Genomic DNA, 18,457 nt, shown 5'->3' with positions numbered 1-18,457 from the left:
CGCGGAAAGTGTATATGATTCGTTCGGATATGGAAGGTGTCAGTGGCGTAACCTCATATGAAGAAGTAACCCCGGGCGCATCTAACTATGGCTATGGACAGCGTATGATGATGGCAGATCTCTCAGCCTTGTTGCAAGGTTTAAATGAAGGGGGAGCTGATGAAATCGTCATTTATGACGAACATTTCTTTGGAAGGAATATTTTGATTGACGATTTACCCGACAATGTGACCGTGATCTGTGGAAAACCGCCTTATCGACGTGATTGGGCTGGGGGGATAAACCAATCATTCACGGGTATGATTATGCTCGGCTTTCATGCCAAAGCAGGGACATCGAACGGGCTTTTGCACCATACGTATGAGCCAGATATTGCAGATATTCAGATTAATGGTCAATCCGTCGGAGAGATTGGCGTCGAGACGGCAATTGCCGGTGAGCAGGGAGTCCCACTACTGCTGCTTACAGGCGATTCTGCCGGCGTTTCGGAGGCTAAGGAGCTAGTGCCGCAATGTGCGGGCGTGGTCGTGAAGGAAGCTTACTGCGAGTGGGGGGCTAAATGCTATCCGCTTACAGTTACCTCTGAACGAATCCGGCAAGCTGGAAGACAGGCAGCAAGTTTGGACGTTGCCCCTTCCGCCTTTCATTTTGGCTCAAGTATTCAAATGGATATCGATTTGCGGCCTGGTGCTTACCGCGAGCTCTATGAACAAAGGTATCCTGATGATATGAGGAAAAGCGGAATCATCCGCCTAAGCGGATCTAGTGTGCTGGAAGTGTGGTCCGCATATTGGGATAAGAAACTTACGATCCAGAGAGAAATGGAGGTTCAGGATGAAAGGTAAATTATCTGATTACTCGAAAATCGGACTCGTGCATCACATGATTTATCCAGAATGTATGACCGATCAGGATGCACATGTCAGAACTTTAATAGAACTAAGTCAGAGGGAAGATATAGAAACATTTGACTGTTGTATTCCATTCGGCGAAGAGCGCAGGGAGCAATTAATCTCTCATCTTACACAGATTCGAAAAGAAATAATTTATGCGCTTCATCTATATCCGCTTCGAAAGATTGCTCTAGCCTCATCTTCTCCGCATGACCAGGAAATTTCTCGTATGATCGTCCGCGATCAGATCGAAATGGCGGCTGCCATTGGCGCAACAGGATTCATTTTTGCTTCGGGTCCGGATTTTCCAGAAGAGAGAGAGTCGGCGAAAAGGCGGTTTTCAGAATTTACAAGCTGGTTCTGTAAACAATTGAACAACCGCTCAATGATCGGTTTACTAGAGCCATTTGATCGTGAGATTGACAAGAAGTTTCTGTTAGGCCCGAGCGAAGAATGTGCTGAATTTGTCCAATCGCTTCGCCACTCCGGTATTGATAACTTGTTTATTGAACTTGATATGGCCCATGTTCCTTTAATGGGTGAATCTTTTACGCACGCTATTCATCAATTAAGCCCTTATTTGAAGAGAGTTCATTTAGGCAATTGCATATTGAAAGATAAGCAGCATGTATGGTACGGCGATTATCATCCGCCAATCGGCTATCAAGGCGGAGAAATCGATACGCCGGAGCTGGCAGGTATTTTGCAAGAATTATTATCTGTTGGATATTTGAGTAAAAAGGAACGTGGTGCTCTTATACTCGAAATGGTACCTTACCCAGGGCAAACGTCAGCTTATACGATTGAAGACAATTTTCAGCGTCTAGAAGACGCATGGAAGCTTGTCTAAATGGTATAACCTGAATATACCGGGAATCGAAGCTTAAAGGAGAGATCTTCATGCATCGGTTGGCCAAAAAATTGTGTGCTGTGATTTGTACTGTAATGTTACTCAACATATTTCTAATTGGCGTATCGCCAGTATCCAATGCGAGTACTACTGGGAATGCACACTATCAGACGATTTGGCAGGAAAACTTTGATTCGCTCGAAACGGGCGGCGACATTGCGTGGGATGCAACTACCCCTTCCGTATTACCCGCAGGTTCCTCTGTGACTGCAGAAGTGTACGGTAAAGGCGGTGTCGGCAAGATGATGCAAATCGTTGATAATGACCCCGGTACGATTGGCACGTTCAAGAAATTCGGTACCCAGGTACAAAAAATGATCGCGGAAGCTTCGATTCGTATTGACGCGGCAACGGATAACGCAGGTTCGTTCCAGTTCTATCTTCTTGACGACTCCTTGTCAACTTCCGGTTTAGTTACCTCACTGGGCATTTTAAAGAATGAAATTCGCTGGTTCGTTACTGCAGGAGGCACAACGACAACGACAGTACTAACGCCAAGCGGGTTTGATGGTACACAATGGAACGATTTTCGAATCGATGCCGATGTATCACTAAAAACAGCTGATCTTTATCTGAACGGCCAGTTGATTGGCGACGATCTCCGTTTTCGCAGAGCCGCAGCCTCCAATATTGGCCGGATCTGGTTTGTCGGGGGAGCTAGTCCGAGTCCCGTCATTGCCTATGTTGATAATGTCAGCATTCAAGGAGAGATGCCTACCTTATTTTCCGAAAACTTCGATTCACTTACAACTGGAAGTGGGGTTGTATGGGATGCGTTGACGCCTTCCGTTCTGCCGGCAGGTTCATCCGTGACTGTGGGTGTATATGGAAAAGACGGTACCGGTAAGATGATGCGAATCGTTGATAACGACCCCAGTACGGTAGGTATTTACAAGAAATTCAGTACGCAATTGCATAAAATGATCGCCGAAGCTTCCATCCGAATCGAACCTTCAACGAACAACACCGGCTCTTTTCAGTTTTACCTCTTAGACGATTCGAGCTCCACTTCCGGTCTCGTTACTTCGATGGGTATTCTGAAAAATGAGATTCGTTGGTTTGTTACCACAGGAGGCACAACGACAACGACAGTTCTAACGCCAAGTGGTTTTGACGGCACTCAATGGAATGATTTTCGGATTGAAGCTGATGTTTCCCTCAAAACAGCAGATCTCTACGTGAACGATCAATTGATAAGTAGCTCCCTTCCTTTCCGTCGAGCAGCGGCTTCTAATATTGGTCGTGTTTGGTTTGTTGGAGGTGCTAGTCCGAGTCCCGTCATTGCTAATGTAGACAATGTCAGAATTTATGGTGCGGCTACGGGCAGTGATTCAACACCAGAGATACCGATTGTTACCACCCCTCCAACAATTCCAACACGAGAGGCATACTACGAACGAACGACAACCGTTGTACAGACGGATCTCTACGTAGCTACAGATGGCGACGATGCCAATTTGGGGACGGAAGAGCAGCCATTTGCCACCATACAAGGGGCTAGAGATTATATCAGAACAATTAACAGTGATATGACAGGCGACATCGTTGTTCATGTAAAGAAAGGTGATTATTATGTAGATGATTCAGTTGTCTTTAATGAAATGGATTCTGGAACAAATGGTTATTATATTCTTTATAAAAATGAAGACGAATTGGGCAGTGCACGGCTAGTAGGCGGACAGCCAATTACGAATTGGATCCCTGATCTAGGATCAATCTGGAAGGCTGAGGTCGGTCAGGGATGGAGTTTTGATACTTTGTATGAGAACGGAGAAAGAGCGAGGAAAGCCCGCACTCCTAATTATGTCAAAGATGTTGCTTTTCCAAACTCGAACGCTCCCTACTTGACTTCCGAATCTGGTACTGTCAGCGGCATTACGTATAAAAGCGGTGATCTGGATACCTCGACTTGGGATATAAGCGATGCAGATTTGGTTGTTTGGCCATGGGGCTATCGAAATTGGGGGATGTGGACTAGTCCAATTACCGCTATTGATGCCAATTCCAGAGCTATCAGTATTAGCAATGGGGATGGAACTGTCATCGGACCCGAGGCCCGATATTATGTAGAAGGTATTTACCAACTATTAGATCAACCCGGAGAATTTTATTTGGATCGCGATGCAGGTGTATTATACTACTGGCCAATCAACGGTGATCCGACAGAACAGAACATCGTAGCGCCCAAAGTGCAGACAATCATTTCTCTGGAAGGGAGCAGCACGAGCAACAAGGTTCAAAACATCGCGTTTGAAGGATTGTCTTTCGAGGGAACCGATTTCGTCAAACAAATAAATGCCTGGTATCAAAACTCGGAAACACGTAAAGGCATGATTAACATGAGCAATACGGAAAACATTACGATTAGGAATTCCCATCTGAAGAACGCCGGCTTGTTCGGTGTCTATATGCATAATTACAATCAATATAACAGGGTAGTGGGCTGTTGGATTGAGCAGATGGGCATCAGTGGTATTTTGCTCCGGGCTGAGACGGGGACTGGCGACGTGCTCAAATACAACATCATGACAAACAACAAAATTCACGACGTAGGACAACTGGCAACAGACAGCTCCGGCATAAATATATATAATGCTGGCTCCAATGAAATTTCTCACAGCGAAATATTCAATGGTCCGAGGTTCGCTATAAGTTTCCGTGGGCCTGTGGGGCAAGATACCAGTTCATCTAATAAGAGCAGCAATGGGTATACACGGAATAATATTGTTAAATATGTGAAAGTTTACAAAGTTGGTCAAGATAGTGGCGATACGGGAGCCATTCATCAGGCGGGAACTAGTAAGCAGTATGCGGATGCGTACAACACGAATTATTACGATCAGATTGTGATCGACGATATTTACTCTCATCCTTCCAATCTCGACTTGGGCCCTAACGGTATGTTCTTTGACTATAATACGTTTGGGCAAGTATTTAAAAATATTAAAATTTCGAATGTACAAGGAAATGCGCTTGCGCTCGAATTCCGATTCAATGATTCCGGCAAAGGTTATTACGAGAACGTAAGCTGGCTTCCGGGTTATGATGAGGATTTGATAGATACTGATTCAATTGGGTTGCTTACTGATTTTCCCGTCTATATTGAGAACGTGGATAAATCGCCGCTTTCGGGCTTGATCGAAAAAGTGCAGCAATTGTACGATCAGGCATCGGAAGGAAAGGCGATCGGGGAGTATATCCCAGGAACGCTTGAGGCTAGGAAGCCGATCCTCCTTCTGGCTATCCAGGCCGCACAGGCCGTTTATGCATCGGAGTATACGACCAGGTCGGAGTTGCAGATATCGACGATTGCCCTCCAGCAATCGATGGACCACTTTGTGACCTACCGGGTGACCGCTTCGACGGGCGATGTCAATGGAGACGGAGCCATCAACGGTCGGGATGACAGTATGGTGGCCACACACTTTGGAGTGACGTCATCCGACAGCGAGTGGACGCAAGTGAAAGCGGCGGATGTCAACAAAGACGGCGTGATTGATCAGAAAGATTTGCACATCGTGAATGCGATGAAGCAAAGGAAATAAGCAATATGGATGCGTACAACACACTTGAAATCCGATTCAGTTGATGTCCAGGATATTACTACTAAAGGCTCTGATAAACCAGCCGAATAGTCTTTAAGTAAATCTATTTGGAGTACTAAAAAAGAGACGAATGAAAAAGGAGCTAAGCGGCTTGTTTGTGCTTAGCTCCTTTGCTTTTGAAAACCACTGTTGCTTTCTTCAGCAGGTTGTAGGCAAGGGATAGCCACCCGGCCTCTACCAGCATCATTTGCTTATCGTAAGGAGGAGAAGATCAATGTCCCTATTAGTGTTTGATATTGACAATACATTGGCCGATACAAAAGGCGAACTTATGAAGAGGGTAGCAGGGTTTACAGAAACCATCTATCCATTCCCATTAAGCGCTGATTTCTTTGAAATGAATCCGGATGTGTTATTGGGTGCAGAAGCATTTGAAGACGCTGCAGAAACGCTACAACGATTGAATAAGGCAGGTTCGAAAATCATGTATGTTACAGCAAGACCTCCGTGGTTCAAATCACTCACCAGGCATTGGCTCATGCTGAATGGATTTCCTTTGGCAACTATCATATGTACTTCTAACAAACGAGAAGTTGTTGAAAGGTTCAAACCTTCCTTGCTGGTCGATGATGCTCCATACGAGATCGAACGTGTGATAGATTTGGTTGAAGTTCTTGTTCCCGCTAAGCCGTACAACGAGGGATACGTCAACCGTTTTGAGAGTTGGGCAGTGTTTCCGCAACTAGGATAGGCTTAATAATTAAGTTTGGAAGAAAGAGTATGGAAATTAACTCAGTGATTCGAGCTCATTCTACTTTACTGGAATTAGCTTTGATTGTTATTGGAACGATATGAAGTATCAACTATATCCGTTACTCTGAACTATGATAGAGGTTTAATTTTAAAGGGAGATTGGATGAGCAATATTTAGTTAGATTAGATGATAATAATCGGAACGCTCAAAAGCAAATTAATGACTGGAAAGTAGCAAGAATGAAAGCAATTGTTAATACCCAATCATGGAACCGCCAAAGTATAGAAGAAAAAGAAAAAATCTTACTATAAGAGCGTAAAAATCGGTACTTCAAAACATATTTGTAATTCAGGTTTTTTGCCCGTAAACACCACTTCAAAACTTATTTGTCACCCGACATTGAGTGTTGGTTGACAAATAAGTTTTGAAGTTACAAAGTTTTGAGATAAAAAAAGCGTTCACTCAATAATTCAGAGTGAACGTTTTTTTTTGCTGATTATGAGCATACGTTTAAAAATTTGATGATGCGGGTGGGGGATTAAGCTATACGAACGGGCAGGTTCCAAATCTAACGGTGGCTTATCGGCGTTCCTTGCGCTTCGTTCGAAACAGCCTCCCATGCCTCCCAAGCGGCTAAACGATCGGCATAGGCTTCGCGTACCAAAGGCAAAACCCCAGCGCCGACCGCAAACCGCAGAGGCGGGTCCTGGGCGTCAACGATTTGAAGAATCGCTTCGGCTGTCGCCTGCGGATCGCCTCGTTCTGCGGTCGATAAGCGACCGAACACCTGATTTCGAAGTTCGGCGTAGACTTCCAATCCCTGTGATGTCTTCATGGACAAGGGACTTCCAAAATCGGTTGCAAAGGCGCCGGGCTCAAGCAACGTCACTTTTATGCCGAAGTCTTTAACCTCTTGTGCAAGGCTATCGTGAAGGGCTTCAACTGCCCATTTGGAAGCGCAATAGAAGCCGATGAGCGGTGCCGCCACAATGCCCATAGCGCTTGAGACGCCGAGAATGTGCCCGCATCCTTGTTGTCGAAGCAGAGGCAGGGCAGCTTGGATGACCCGAAGCGTACCAAAGTAATTGGCGTCAAACAGCGCGCGGACGTCGGATTCGTCAGCCTCCTCAGCTGTACCAACCAGCGTGTAACCGGCATTGTTAAGAACCACGTCCAGCCTGCCGAAATGCGCATGAGCCTGCCGAACGGCATGCTCGACCTGACGGGGATCCGTTACATCGAGTACTAGGGGCATAACGGCGTCACCAAAACGTTCCTTAAGATTGGCGATGCTTTCCGGTGTGCGAGCGGTTGCGGCAACCTTATCCCCGCGAGAGAGTGCGGCCTCCGCCCAAATGCGCCCAAATCCGCGAGAGGCTCCCGTAATGAACCAGACTTTGTTTTTCATCGTATTCTCCTCCAATAGGGTTCCAGTTTCTTCTCTAATGTTACGACTAACTTACTTGAAACGGAATTTCAAATAGGTTAACATGGCGTTAACTATTAGTTTATGCAAATAGGAGGGCCTTTCTGAATGAATGAACAATTGAAGACGTTTGTTCAAGTGGCGGAGTCCGGAAGCTTCTCTAAGGCAGCCGAAAAGCTTTTTATTTCTTCAACCGCGGTGATGAAGCAAATGAATTTGTTGGAAAAGCAAGCCGGGATCCCTCTTTTTAACCGCACCAACCACGGTGTCAGACTCACGGAGGCAGGAGCAGCCTTTATCAAGGATGCTGAGTTTATGCTGCAATATTACCAAGAAGCTCTGATCCGTATGCGTCAAGCCGCACAAGCAAATCGGCATATTGTACGGGTCGGCACTTCTATGCTTAACCCATGTAAGGGTTTAATTGATCTATGGAATGGATTCAGCGACTTGTTCCCGCAATTCGGAATAAGCATCATTCATTTCGAAGATGATGCACATACACTCCCAACTACTTACCGTACGATTGGCCAATCGTTCGATATTATGGTAGGGCCACTTCTAGCAGATCGCTGGAAGGATTACTACCGTTTGCTCGAATTGGGGAGTTACCGTTTTCGCTTTGCCGTATCTCGGCACCATAGGCTGGCTTCTAAGAAAACACTTTCTGTAACAGATTTATATGGGGAAAGATTGGCTGTGGTGAATGGCGGGAAAAGCTCAGTCATTCATGACATACGTAATTTCCTGGTAAAGAATCATCCTCAAATACGAATTAAAGAGGTTCCACGGCTTTATGACATTGATGTGTTTAATCGCTGCGAGGAAAGCAATACGGTTATGCTGACATTGGAGGTGTGGGCAGATATTCATCCATCCTTGGTGACAATCCCAAGTGATTTGGATTTTGCAGTTCCATATGGATTGCTATATCCATTACATCCATCGGAGGAAGTCAATCAGTTCATAGCAATCATAAATGAAATGAATGTTGGCAAAAAGGGGACAAAAAGCAAGTTCAGCTAACGGGACACGTTAGTTCAGAGCCATCCAGAAGCAGCTTGCCGCCGCGCAGCTGCATCTTCAGTCGTTGAGCTATCGGGCAGGATACTTACAATATGGGATAGTACAATACCCTTATAATGATAGACCTCCCCAAGCTGACTGTAACGACAAAAAGATGCTGAACGATGGCGGGAACCGGACCAGTCGAAGGCAACACCACCTACATGGGCAGACTTCAACAACTGGTGAGTTCCCTAGGGGACCGACTTAGCCGGCGGAATATGGATCAAATCTTGAATCTGTGAAAAAAAATTAACGCCGTTATAGTGGATGCGGGTTTCCAGCGATTGCTGGTGCCCGCATTTTTTTTCATGCTCTATAATAGTGACTTGAAGAAAAAAACGACCGCTACTTGTTAATGGATTTCATTAAGCGGCGTATTAACATACGTAACCGGCTTGCTTGGATGAAATAGAAGCATAGGAAGGAGGAAAGCGAATGGAGAGCGTCCGAGTAAACAAGAACATAGTCAGGGAGCGAACGGACAAGCTCCGTGCTGCCGGAGAGGTTCTGTCAACTGAACAATTTTCCCGGATCTATGAACAGTACTTTAACCGCGTGTACAAGTATATTTACTACCGGATTCAGAATCAGTATGAGGCGGAGGATGTTTGCAGCCAAGTGTTTGAACGGGTTATTGTCAATTATGGCAGCTTCTCGGAGGAAAAAGCCGTATTCGAGGTGTGGTTGTTCGCCATAGTACGGAATGCCGTCACCGATTACTTTCGCGCCCGGAAAAAGAGATTTCATTTCTCCTTGGACTCGATTACCGAGTTGATCTGGCCGAAGCCTTCTCCCGAGGAGCTAGCCATCCAGATTGACGACCATCAGGCGCTGTTTCAAGCGTTTGCCAAGTTGCGCGACAAGGAACGCAACATCATCGCCATGAAGTTTGCCGCCGGTCTCAAAAACTCGGAGATTGCGGCACTCATGGGAGTAAGTGAATCCCAGATCGGTGTAATTGTTTACAGGAGCTTGAAGAAGCTGCATAAATTTTTGGGGACAGGGGGGTTGATGGGTGAATAAAGAAGAAGACCTCAAACCATTCGAGGATGTGATCGATTTGCTTGAAAATACAAAGCTTGATAATCCATTGGCGAAAGAGCGGATTCATAGGCGTCTGGTACATAAGATCGAGACGCAAACCATTTCACCGAAAAATACGATGAGGGACGGGATGACAACGATGAATAGAACATGGAAAACGGCTACTGTGGCTGTACTTGGTGTAGTGCTGATTGGCGGAGTGCTATCAACTACCTCCTACGCCCAAGGTATGATGCAATCGATCTTGGCGAAGTTTCATGTAGGCAATATGGACATCGTTCAAGTCGATAAGGAGCTTCCGGCGTCTGCCAAAAGTGCCTCCGCCCAGAAGCAAGGTTCCGAAACCGATAGAGTGGAGCTGCCGCCGCGGCCGACGATGACCGTGGACGAAGCCCGTACCGCCGTGGGAATGAATTTCCCGGCTCCATCCTGGATGGCTGACTTCAAGTATGTCAACACCGTCATTCACGGTAAGACGATGGTAGAGGTGCAATACGCACAAGGCGAAAAATCCGTGAATTTCTTGATTTCGCAAGGCGGCAAGAACGGAATTGAAACGACAGCCGAAGTGAAAACGGAAATGATCGACGGGACCCAGCTGTATTTTGCAAATGGAATTGTTATCTGGGAGGACAAGGGATTTACGGTGGAGATGTATGCGATGGATGATTTCGATGCGGATACGCTGAAGAAAATCGTCAAGAGCTTCGGCGTTGGCAAGCCGTTGACGCAAGAGCAAATTAATAAGTCGCAGTCCAATGTAGACAACTTGATTCAAACGCAGCGAGCGGCTCCGGCTCCTGCGGCTCGTCAATAATATTTGACTCAAGTCAGTGCAACATTTGTTATCTTCCAACCGTTTATGGCATGCACTCACGTGTAACGAGCTTGAAGAAGACTATCGTTGTGCCCATGCTGTTTAACAAGTTTGATGATATTTACCGCCTGTACATCTAAAGCAAAACCGGCGACGAGTACTGCTGCATGACAGCGGCAGAGACACCTGCCTCTACATCATACAGGAATTCTAACGTGACACTATAGCACAAGAAACAGGGAGCAGATTGCCGCGGCAGCTGTTCCCTGTTTTCATTAAAGTAACAGGCAGATTACATTAATGATTCAGCAGTGGAAATGATTGATTTATTTAGCTGCGTGCTTGATTTCAGTTAGGCAGATAGGGGATTTTCTTTATGTTCTGGCACGTGCTGTGCTAGACATGCCTCATGTTCACTTTCGTTATATTTTGACTCGATGTAGAGTGAAACGGACTAGCGTAATTTTAAACGCTAGTCCGTTTCTGTTTGCTCATTATTCGCCTTGCCGAGCCGTTTTCGCTCGACATGGGCCGATCCCCATTTATGTAAGGCTTCCAGAATCGGGGACAGGCTCATGCCGTATTCCGTGATGGAGTATTCCACTTTCGGCGGGATCTGCGGATAAATGACTCGTTTAACGAGCTCTTCTTCCTCCAATTCACGCAGATGGAGTGTAAGCATCCTTTGCGTGATAGCGGGCAGCAATCTTCTTAGCTCATTGAACCGCAGAGGTTTGCCTTGAAGCAAATAATAAAGGATATTCGGCTTCCAAAGGCGCTAAAAAGATGGTCTTCAAACTTGCCGTTACAGACAGCACGGAGAGCCGCATCACTAGGTGCAAGTGGTAAAACCATACGCAATAGAGAAACGCTTGGGCTAGGTTCATTACGACGGGAGAACGTTAGTTGAATGGAACTGTTAAAAATGATTGTAAAAAGTACTTCAAAACTTATTTGTCACCCGACAAACACACAACACAACAACCACAAACAACACAAAGAATTCATACGACAACAGCAATGGGGAGAAATTACCGCATCCGATACTCACTAGGAGAAATACCTTCGAGTTTTTTGAATATTTTGCTGAAATACAACGGATCGTCGTATCCGACCTGTTCCGCAATATGACGGATATCCGACGTGGTCTCCAGCAGCAGCTGCTTTGCGCGTTGAATTCGCAACTGCTGGATGTAATTCCGGATGGTTAAGCCCGCGTATTTGCTGAATATTTGACATATATATTCATATTTGCGATCAAGCTGTACTTCAATAAAGCCTGCATGACACTCTGTTGTGTAGTTCTCGTGAAGTAAGGAAAGTAGTTTGCGATAAGTAATAAACGATGCCGGAATAACGGATTGGGGGTTAAGCTGATCCAGGGCATTCTCGGCAATTTTCAGCATGAGTTGTGAGAACAGGATGGACAAGTGGAAGGTGAAATACCCTTTTGGCTGCTCATGAACCCGTATCAGTTGTTCGAAGGCTTGAAGCAAATCGAATCGTTGAACAGGCGCAAATCGCCGCGGAACGATCAAGACCTCGCCATCGCTCCCGTCTGTGGTTCGCAATTGCTCGGGATACATATGGCGTGTTTTTAGTTCGGAAACTAATTCATTCCATGAAGAATAATGTCGTAAAGAGGGCTCGGCATGGAATTGTACCCAAAAAATTCGTCCACTCAAAGATGATTTATTCCAACCGACATGTTCCTCCCAAGGCTTTAGCAGCAAACATTCTCCTGCGTGTAAGGTTAGACGTTCTCCGCCGCTGTCTATATGAATCGGGCCGTCTGTTACCATGATAAGTTCATAATAGGGATTGGAATGCGGGCGATAAAACTCCGGCCCAGTATCACTGGCGCCCGCCCATTTGACTTCAAAGCGCGAAGTTCCAAAAAAAGTAAAGTAAGACATTATGCAGCTCACCTCTGGATCCTATTGTACTCCAAGATTCATTTTATTAGGAGAACTAATCTTAAACGGTGCAATGTAAACGCTTAGCTAAGGTTGCTATACTTTGCTTAGCGCTAACTAGGAATATAGAAGATAAGCTTGTAAAAAGGAGCGATTGTGGAATGACGAAACAATATGATATCGCCGCTTATATTTGGCCTGCTTATACAGGTGATGACAAAAGATCTAGGATGTTTTGGCCAGAGGGAATCGGAGAATGGCAATCCGTCAAAAATTCGGTTGCAAAGTTTGAAGGCCACAATTGGCCCAGAAAGCCTTTATGGGGTTACGTCAACGAAGCAGACCCGTATGTTATGGAAATGCAGATTAATGCTGCGGCAGATCATGGCGTAAACGTATTTATTTATGACTGGTACTGGTATGATAAACATCCTTTCCTTGAGAACTCCCTGAATGACGGCTATCTGAAAGCGAGGAATAATGACAGGGTCAAGTTTTATCTGATGTGGGCTAACCATAATGTGAACTACACGTGGGATATTCGTCTTTCTCATATAGGGGATGCCTTGATCTGGGATGCGTCAGTTGACCGTAATGAATTTGAAAAACTGGCGAAAAGACTGATTCAAAAGTACTTTCATCATCCGTCGTACTACACCATAGACGGGAAGCCGGTATTCATGATCTATGACCTTGACAATCTGATGAAAGGCTTAGGAGGCGCGGCTGCTACAAAAGATGCTTTCGAATGGTTCAGAGCTGAAGCTGTGAGATCCGGATTGCCTGGACTTCACTTGCAGATGACGATGTGGGGTGAGATGAATTATAACTTAAGCGGCGTGGATGACGGAATCACGGTTACCTCCAACGAAGTCATTCAACTTCTGGGCTTTGACAGTATGTCCCATTACCAGTATGTTCACTTTACCGATATCGACAGGGACTACGAAGAAATTATGGCTGATGTGGTAAAAGAATGGGAGCGAATCGAAGAGACCTACTCAATCCCGTACTTTCCCCATGTGTCCATCGGTTGGGACAACAATCCAAGATTTAAGGAATTTAGACCAGGGATTGTGAAGAACAATACACCTGAGAAATTGCAAGCAGCTTTTGAAAAGGCTAAGGCATATGCCGACGCACACCCGGCTCAGCCGCCTCTTATTACGGTGAACAGTTGGAACGAATGGACGGAGACCAGTTATTTGCAGCCGGACAGCCTGTACGGCTATGGGTATTTGGAGGCTTTGAAAAGAGTGTTTAAGTGAGTACGATTTGTATCTGGGGTAAGCGAATCGAACGAAAGGGGTTAAAGGCAAATGACACTATCACGCAATGACAGGGCGTACTGGCTCCAAACAATGGAACGCATCGCTGGTCCCGTCCTAAAGGCGCTATCGGAGCGAAAACTGAAAGCGACTATGCCGGTCGCGGTGAAAACGGACGAAATGCTTCTTTCTCAGCATGGGGAGCCGGATCGGTCGCCTTATATGTATTTAGAGGCGCTTGGCCGAACCTTGGCAGGCCTCGCTTCCTGGCTGGAATCCGGCCCCCGAGATGGGGAAGAAGGACGTCTTCGCGAGCGCTTCGCCGATATGGCTCGAGCCGCCATCGATGCGGGTACGGACCCTGCTTCGCCGGATGTTTGTAATTTTTCGGAGGGGTATCAGCCGATTGTTGATGCGGCCTTTTTGGCGCATGCTGTGCTGAGGGCACCGACAGAGCTCGGAGAGAAGCTTGAACCTCGTGTCCGAAGTCAGCTCATCGCCTCGCTAAAAGCGACGCGTACTCGAAAGCCCTTTACGAACAACTGGCTGTTGTTCTCCGCCATGATTGAAACAGCGCTTCGCCAGTTGGGCGAAGCGGATTGGGATCGCATGCGGATCGATTATGCACTCAGGCAGCATGAGCAGTGGTACATGGGTGATGGCGTTTACGGCGATGGCCCTAATTTCCACTGGGATTACTATAACAGCTTCGTCATTCAGCCGATGATGTTGGATATCGTGGAGGCTGTAAGCGGGGAGGAAACAGATTGGGCAGGCCTCGCCGAGCCGCTACGCAAGCGGGCTATCCGATACGCCGAGGTGCAGGAGAGGCTCATTTCGCCAGATGGAACCTATCCGCCGATCGGCCGCTCCATCGTGTATCGGTTCGGCGCGTTCCAGCATCTGGCGCAGATGGCGCTGCGGCGCGAGTTGCCGTCCGGCGTCGAGCCGGCGCAGGTGCGTGGGGCGCTTAGTGCTGTCATTCGCCGAACGATTGAGCAGCCGGGAACGTTTGACGCGAACGGTTGGCTCACGATCGGTCTTTGCGGCTATCAGCCGGACCTTGGTGAAGTTTATATTTCAACTGGCAGCCTATACCTGTGCAGTACGGTGTTTTTGCCGCTCGGCCTGCCGGCGGACGATCTGTTCTGGACGGGCGAGGCTGATTGGACGTCCAAGAAGGCGTGGTCGGGCGTTAACCTCACGGCCGATAAGTCGATTTACGGATGAGCCGGTAAGGTGGCAATGGCAGATCATCATGATGTGTGCCGGACCGGCACAACGTTCTGATGGATCCAGCCATACATTGTATTTGCCATGAAAGAGGGGGAAATTGAATGTGGAATGAACAAAACTTAATAAACTTGCTAAGTGAACGAATCAAGAACAATTGCAGCAAATACACAGGCTGCATCCCTAATGCGGTCGCGAACAGGGAGGGGCGTTACGAATGCCAGACGGGCGGGCACTGGACCGACGGATTTTGGCCTGGTATGCTTCTTCTCGCAAATGTGTGCAAGAAGGATGATGTTTACATTCAGGAGTTCGAAAAGTACATTCCGTTTTTTGAAGAGAGGGTAGCGAACGATCCAGAGGTCAATGCGATAAATGGCTATATCGGACTTGATCATGATGTTGGCTTTATTTTTCATTTGACGGCTGTGTTTCATTTCCGACTGACGGGGTCGGCGGTATCGGAGAAAATCAGCCTGCAGGCAGCGGATGCGCTTGCAGCCAGGTTTCAGGAACGTGGAGCGTTTATCCGGGCTTGGAACGATTGGGAGCATGACACGCCGGAATTCCGTGAGCTAAAGAAAGGGAAAGCGATTATTGACAGTCTGATGAATCTCCCACTTCTGTATTGGGCTTCCCGTCATACGGGAGAGGTGCGGTACGCCCAGATCGCCTCCTGTCACGCTAATACACTTATGCGAAATATCGTCAGGGAGGATGGCTCCACTTATCACACCTTTCAATTTGACCCTGCCACGGGAGAGCCGAAGGGAGGAAAAACCGCACAAGGCTATGCGGACGATTCCTGCTGGAGCCGTGGACAGGCATGGGCATTGTACGGACTCGCCTTGAATTACCGCCATTCGTCAGATGAGCAGATGCTTGCTACAGCACTGCGCTGTGCGGAATATTGGCAGCGTTCCTTGTTGCCGAATGGCGACGCGCCTTGGGATTTCGCCGCACCACGAACGGAGCGGCTACCGATTGATACATCGGCGATGGCGATCGCTGCCTGCGGATTATTGGAACTCGCCAGCTTGCTGCCGGAGCGAAGCGATCTGCTGCAACTTGCAAGGGCAACCGTAAGACGTTTAATAGACGCGCACCTCGCTCCCGCCTCGTTGGAGCCAAATGCTTTCCTCTTGCACGGCTGCGTTGGACCGTCATACTTCAAGGGGAGCCAAGAGGAAGCGACAGGCGAATATGGATACGGAACTGATCAGCCGTTGATCTATGGCGATTACTTTTTTTACGAAGCGCTACTGCGATTAAATAACAGCTCAGTGGTGTTACCTTGGTTTTAATTCATTCACGTACCATTCATTAATTGCTAGTACAGTAAAGGATGACCTCCTGTATGCCGATATGGCTTCATTCCGATTTCATTTGGTACTGACGGGGAGTCATCCCTTAAGCTTGCTTCAATTGGTCAATTGAAGCAAAGAAAAGGTAAAATGGAACTATTCCGCTTCATTCATGAAGGCGTTATCATTTTTCTAAAGACACAAAACCTCAATTGATTATATCCCCTCCCCCATAGCTCCCGTATAATCCTTCCCGCTTAAACGATTTGTTCCATTTGCATTGAAAATGCACCAGCTTGAATGAACGCATTTGATGATTGGTTTATCTAATTTAATTAGGAGGTAATACCATGATGCGAACGTACGTGCGATCAGTTTGCAAGATTGTTATATTGTCTCTGTGCTTAGCTTTCTTGTTGCCAGGAATCCTCCACTTTCCTCCAGAAGTTGAAGCTGCGGGAAAGAGAGGCACTTTAATCGGTGCGATTCGATGGGACGGATGGGTTGGGGATACGAATACGAATGGGGTGGGGGCCCCCTATGTCGGACAGCAAGTAGAAACTGCTTTAGGGCCGAACCAATACCATTTCCGTTTACCATTTTATGGTGTCGAAACGGGTACCAATACCGTACAGGCTCGCGAATTGACGCAAGCGGTCATGGATCAAGATATTGCCTATGCAAAAAATGCAGGAATTGATTACTGGGCCTTTTGTTACTATGCTGATGGAAGTGGTATGGATATCGCACGTAATCTTTATTTCTCTAGCACCCACAAGAATGATATCAATTACTCCCTGATTTTGGGTACTAGCTTGCTTCTTCCTTCCAATTTCGATTGGCTTGTGAGTCGCTTCCAGGACAGCAATTATCAGAAAGTACTGAATGGGAGACCACTAGTTTATATATCTGGGGGTACTGGCGGCTATACTGCGGATAACATTCAAACATTACGAACGAAATCTACGACTGCTGGACTTAGTACACCGTATATCGTTTTAATGGGGGCATCCGCGAGCACGGTTGACTCGCTTGGAGCTGATGCAATCAGTGCCTACACATCGTTTGGCGGTGGCGGCAAGCCCTATACACACTTGATGGCTGCGGATCAGAATGGTTGGAATACTGCAAAAAGTACAGGAAAAAATGTGGTCCCTTGGGTCACGACTGGTTGGGATCCGCGCCCAAGGATTGATAATCCTGTATCCTGGCACAGTTATGGAGCTAATGATTGGATTCAAACCGCGCAACCTTCAGAAATTGCATATAATCTGAAAAAAGCGCTAGATTGGACACATGGCAATTCTACAGTTAACAACGCAAATGCAATCTTAATGTATGCCTGGAATGAATTTGACGAAGGGGGATGGATGAGTCCAACATTGTTTGACGGTACTGATCGTTTGGATGCCATCCATGATGTCTTATTTCCAGCCAATTTGGCGTTAAATAAAACTTATGCTGCTTCATCGCAACAAGAGGCCAACCAAGCAGCCAGCAAAGCCTTTGATGAAATGACCAATACGAATTGGCAAGCGGCTCTAGGATCCAATTATAATGGACAGTGGTTGGAGGTGGATTTTGGATCGAATACAACTTTTGATGAAGTGATGTTAACGGAATATGGAGGCAGAACATCTGGTTTTCGAATAGAATATTGGTCTGGTGGTTCTTGGAATATAGCTTATACGGGAACTACGATCGGCAGTGTATCAAATCCCAGCACACATACGTTTGCACCAGTTACGGGTACGAAAGCGAGAATCTACTACACCAGCGGTTCAGGTACACCAATAATGTACGAATTTAATATTTTTAATACCGGTTCATATACAAGTGTGAAGGACTGGAATTTCAACACAAACGGAAATTTTGAAGGATGGACGATGTTTTACCAAGTAAGTGGAACTGTGACTGGAGGGGAAATGACCTTGACGACTGGAGGTACTGATCCGCAGATCTTGTCAGCAGACAGCTTGGGAATAACGGATCCTGCAAAATACCACAATATACGTATTGGTATGAGAAACAATTCGTCTAAAAACTTGGCCAGTATATTCTTCATAACCAATTCGGATACGACATGGAATCAAACAAAATCGGTCAGTTTTAATATTATTCCTAATAGTGACTATACGGAATACATCGTTGATATGTCCGCTAGCGCTTCTTGGGCAGGTACTATTAAACGTTTGAGAATGGATCCGTTAGATCCGGCGGAAAGTTCAAGCGCTACATTAAATGTAGATTATATTCGGGTGACCAATTAATTTCTTATT

At 46.5% G+C, this 18,457-nt stretch carries 13 protein-coding genes and 1 pseudogene; 11 read left to right on the top strand and 3 right to left on the bottom strand.

Annotation, left to right across the window (positions count from 1 at the left end; genetic code table 11):
• Positions 1-14: 14 nt before the first annotated feature.
• From ABE504_RS14090 to ABE504_RS14075, 4 genes are all read left to right on the top strand, one after another.
• Positions 15-845: a M55 family metallopeptidase gene (locus ABE504_RS14090; RefSeq protein ID WP_430089397.1), complete on the top strand. Its 831-nt coding sequence runs from the start codon at positions 15-17 to the stop codon at positions 843-845.
• Positions 835-1,743, top strand: a complete 909-nt coding sequence (locus ABE504_RS14085; RefSeq protein ID WP_430089394.1) for a sugar phosphate isomerase/epimerase family protein — start codon at positions 835-837, stop codon at positions 1,741-1,743. Before ABE504_RS14090 ends, ABE504_RS14085 begins: the two co-directional genes overlap by 11 nt.
• 50 nt (positions 1,744-1,793) lie before the next feature.
• Complete coding sequence (locus ABE504_RS14080; protein ID WP_430089391.1) at positions 1,794-5,348, top strand: dockerin type I domain-containing protein; 3,555 nt, start codon at positions 1,794-1,796, stop codon at positions 5,346-5,348.
• A gap of 274 nt (positions 5,349-5,622) precedes the next feature.
• A complete protein-coding gene (locus ABE504_RS14075) occupies positions 5,623-6,099 on the top strand; it encodes an LNS2 domain-containing protein (protein ID WP_430089388.1) in 477 nt (158 codons plus the stop codon).
• A gap of 571 nt (positions 6,100-6,670) precedes the next feature.
• Here the strand turns inward: ABE504_RS14075 and ABE504_RS14070 are convergent.
• Positions 6,671-7,510: an SDR family NAD(P)-dependent oxidoreductase gene (locus tag ABE504_RS14070; protein WP_430089385.1), complete on the bottom strand. Its 840-nt coding sequence runs from the start codon at positions 7,508-7,510 to the stop codon at positions 6,671-6,673.
• Positions 7,511-7,636: 126 nt separating this feature from the next.
• Between ABE504_RS14070 and ABE504_RS14065 the strand changes: the two genes are divergently transcribed.
• From ABE504_RS14065 to ABE504_RS14055, 3 genes are all read left to right on the top strand, one after another.
• Complete coding sequence (locus ABE504_RS14065; protein WP_430089383.1) at positions 7,637-8,554, top strand: LysR family transcriptional regulator; 918 nt, start codon at positions 7,637-7,639, stop codon at positions 8,552-8,554.
• Between the two features lie 477 nt (positions 8,555-9,031).
• Positions 9,032-9,619 (top strand): sigma-70 family RNA polymerase sigma factor, encoded by a 588-nt coding sequence (locus ABE504_RS14060; RefSeq protein WP_430089380.1) that lies wholly within the window; start codon positions 9,032-9,034, stop codon positions 9,617-9,619.
• Positions 9,612-10,457: a hypothetical protein gene (locus ABE504_RS14055; protein WP_430089378.1), complete on the top strand. Its 846-nt coding sequence runs from the start codon at positions 9,612-9,614 to the stop codon at positions 10,455-10,457. Before ABE504_RS14060 ends, ABE504_RS14055 begins: the two co-directional genes overlap by 8 nt.
• Positions 10,458-10,929: 472 nt before the next feature.
• Here the strand turns inward: ABE504_RS14055 and ABE504_RS14050 are convergent.
• Positions 10,930-11,229, bottom strand: a pseudogene (locus tag ABE504_RS14050) (winged helix-turn-helix transcriptional regulator); the annotation flags it as partial.
• Positions 11,230-11,488: 259 nt separating this feature from the next.
• Positions 11,489-12,373 (bottom strand): AraC family transcriptional regulator, encoded by an 885-nt coding sequence (locus tag ABE504_RS14045; RefSeq protein WP_430089375.1) that lies wholly within the window; start codon positions 12,371-12,373, stop codon positions 11,489-11,491.
• Between the two features lie 161 nt (positions 12,374-12,534).
• On the opposite strand from ABE504_RS14045, the gene ABE504_RS14040 reads away from it, so the two are divergent.
• The 4 genes from ABE504_RS14040 to ABE504_RS14025 all read left to right on the top strand — a co-directional run bounded on the left by ABE504_RS14040 (position 12,535) and on the right by ABE504_RS14025 (position 18,448).
• Complete coding sequence (locus tag ABE504_RS14040; protein ID WP_430089373.1) at positions 12,535-13,641, top strand: glycosyltransferase WbsX family protein; 1,107 nt, start codon at positions 12,535-12,537, stop codon at positions 13,639-13,641.
• A gap of 51 nt (positions 13,642-13,692) precedes the next feature.
• Complete coding sequence (locus tag ABE504_RS14035) at positions 13,693-14,871, top strand: DUF2264 domain-containing protein (RefSeq protein WP_430089371.1); 1,179 nt, start codon at positions 13,693-13,695, stop codon at positions 14,869-14,871.
• 107 nt (positions 14,872-14,978) lie between these two features.
• Positions 14,979-16,178 (top strand): glycoside hydrolase family 88 protein, encoded by a 1,200-nt coding sequence (locus tag ABE504_RS14030; protein ID WP_430089368.1) that lies wholly within the window; start codon positions 14,979-14,981, stop codon positions 16,176-16,178.
• A gap of 350 nt (positions 16,179-16,528) precedes the next feature.
• Positions 16,529-18,448 carry a discoidin domain-containing protein gene (locus tag ABE504_RS14025; RefSeq protein ID WP_430089365.1) on the top strand — a complete coding sequence of 640 codons (1,920 nt, stop codon included), beginning with the start codon at positions 16,529-16,531 and terminating at the stop codon, positions 18,446-18,448.
• The last annotated feature ends 9 nt before the right edge of the window (positions 18,449-18,457 follow it).

It is taken from the genome of Paenibacillus oryzisoli (assembly GCF_050467285.1).
Classification (GTDB): domain Bacteria; phylum Bacillota; class Bacilli; order Paenibacillales; family NBRC-103111; genus Paenibacillus_E; species Paenibacillus_E oryzisoli_A.
This window is presented reverse-complemented; position numbering and strand designations above follow the sequence as displayed.

Bases quoted from the DNA above. Each gene is read 5' to 3' on its own strand.
- ABE504_RS14070 (WP_430089385.1), bottom strand. From the start codon at position 7,510: ATGAAAAACAAAGTCTGGTTCATTACGGGAGCCTCTCGCGGATTTGGG.
- ABE504_RS14035 (WP_430089371.1), top strand. From the start codon at position 13,693: ATGACACTATCACGCAATGACAGGGCGTACTGGCTCCAAACAATGGAA.
- ABE504_RS14045 (WP_430089375.1), bottom strand. From the start codon at position 12,373: ATGTCTTACTTTACTTTTTTTGGAACTTCGCGCTTTGAAGTCAAATGG.
- ABE504_RS14065 (WP_430089383.1), top strand. From the start codon at position 7,637: ATGAATGAACAATTGAAGACGTTTGTTCAAGTGGCGGAGTCCGGAAGC.
- ABE504_RS14075 (WP_430089388.1), top strand. From the start codon at position 5,623: ATGTCCCTATTAGTGTTTGATATTGACAATACATTGGCCGATACAAAA.
- ABE504_RS14030 (WP_430089368.1), top strand. From the start codon at position 14,979: ATGTGGAATGAACAAAACTTAATAAACTTGCTAAGTGAACGAATCAAG.
- ABE504_RS14080 (WP_430089391.1), top strand. From the start codon at position 1,794: ATGCATCGGTTGGCCAAAAAATTGTGTGCTGTGATTTGTACTGTAATG.
- ABE504_RS14090 (WP_430089397.1), top strand. From the start codon at position 15: ATGATTCGTTCGGATATGGAAGGTGTCAGTGGCGTAACCTCATATGAA.
- ABE504_RS14060 (WP_430089380.1), top strand. From the start codon at position 9,032: ATGGAGAGCGTCCGAGTAAACAAGAACATAGTCAGGGAGCGAACGGAC.
- ABE504_RS14040 (WP_430089373.1), top strand. From the start codon at position 12,535: ATGACGAAACAATATGATATCGCCGCTTATATTTGGCCTGCTTATACA.
- ABE504_RS14025 (WP_430089365.1), top strand. From the start codon at position 16,529: ATGATGCGAACGTACGTGCGATCAGTTTGCAAGATTGTTATATTGTCT.
- ABE504_RS14085 (WP_430089394.1), top strand. From the start codon at position 835: ATGAAAGGTAAATTATCTGATTACTCGAAAATCGGACTCGTGCATCAC.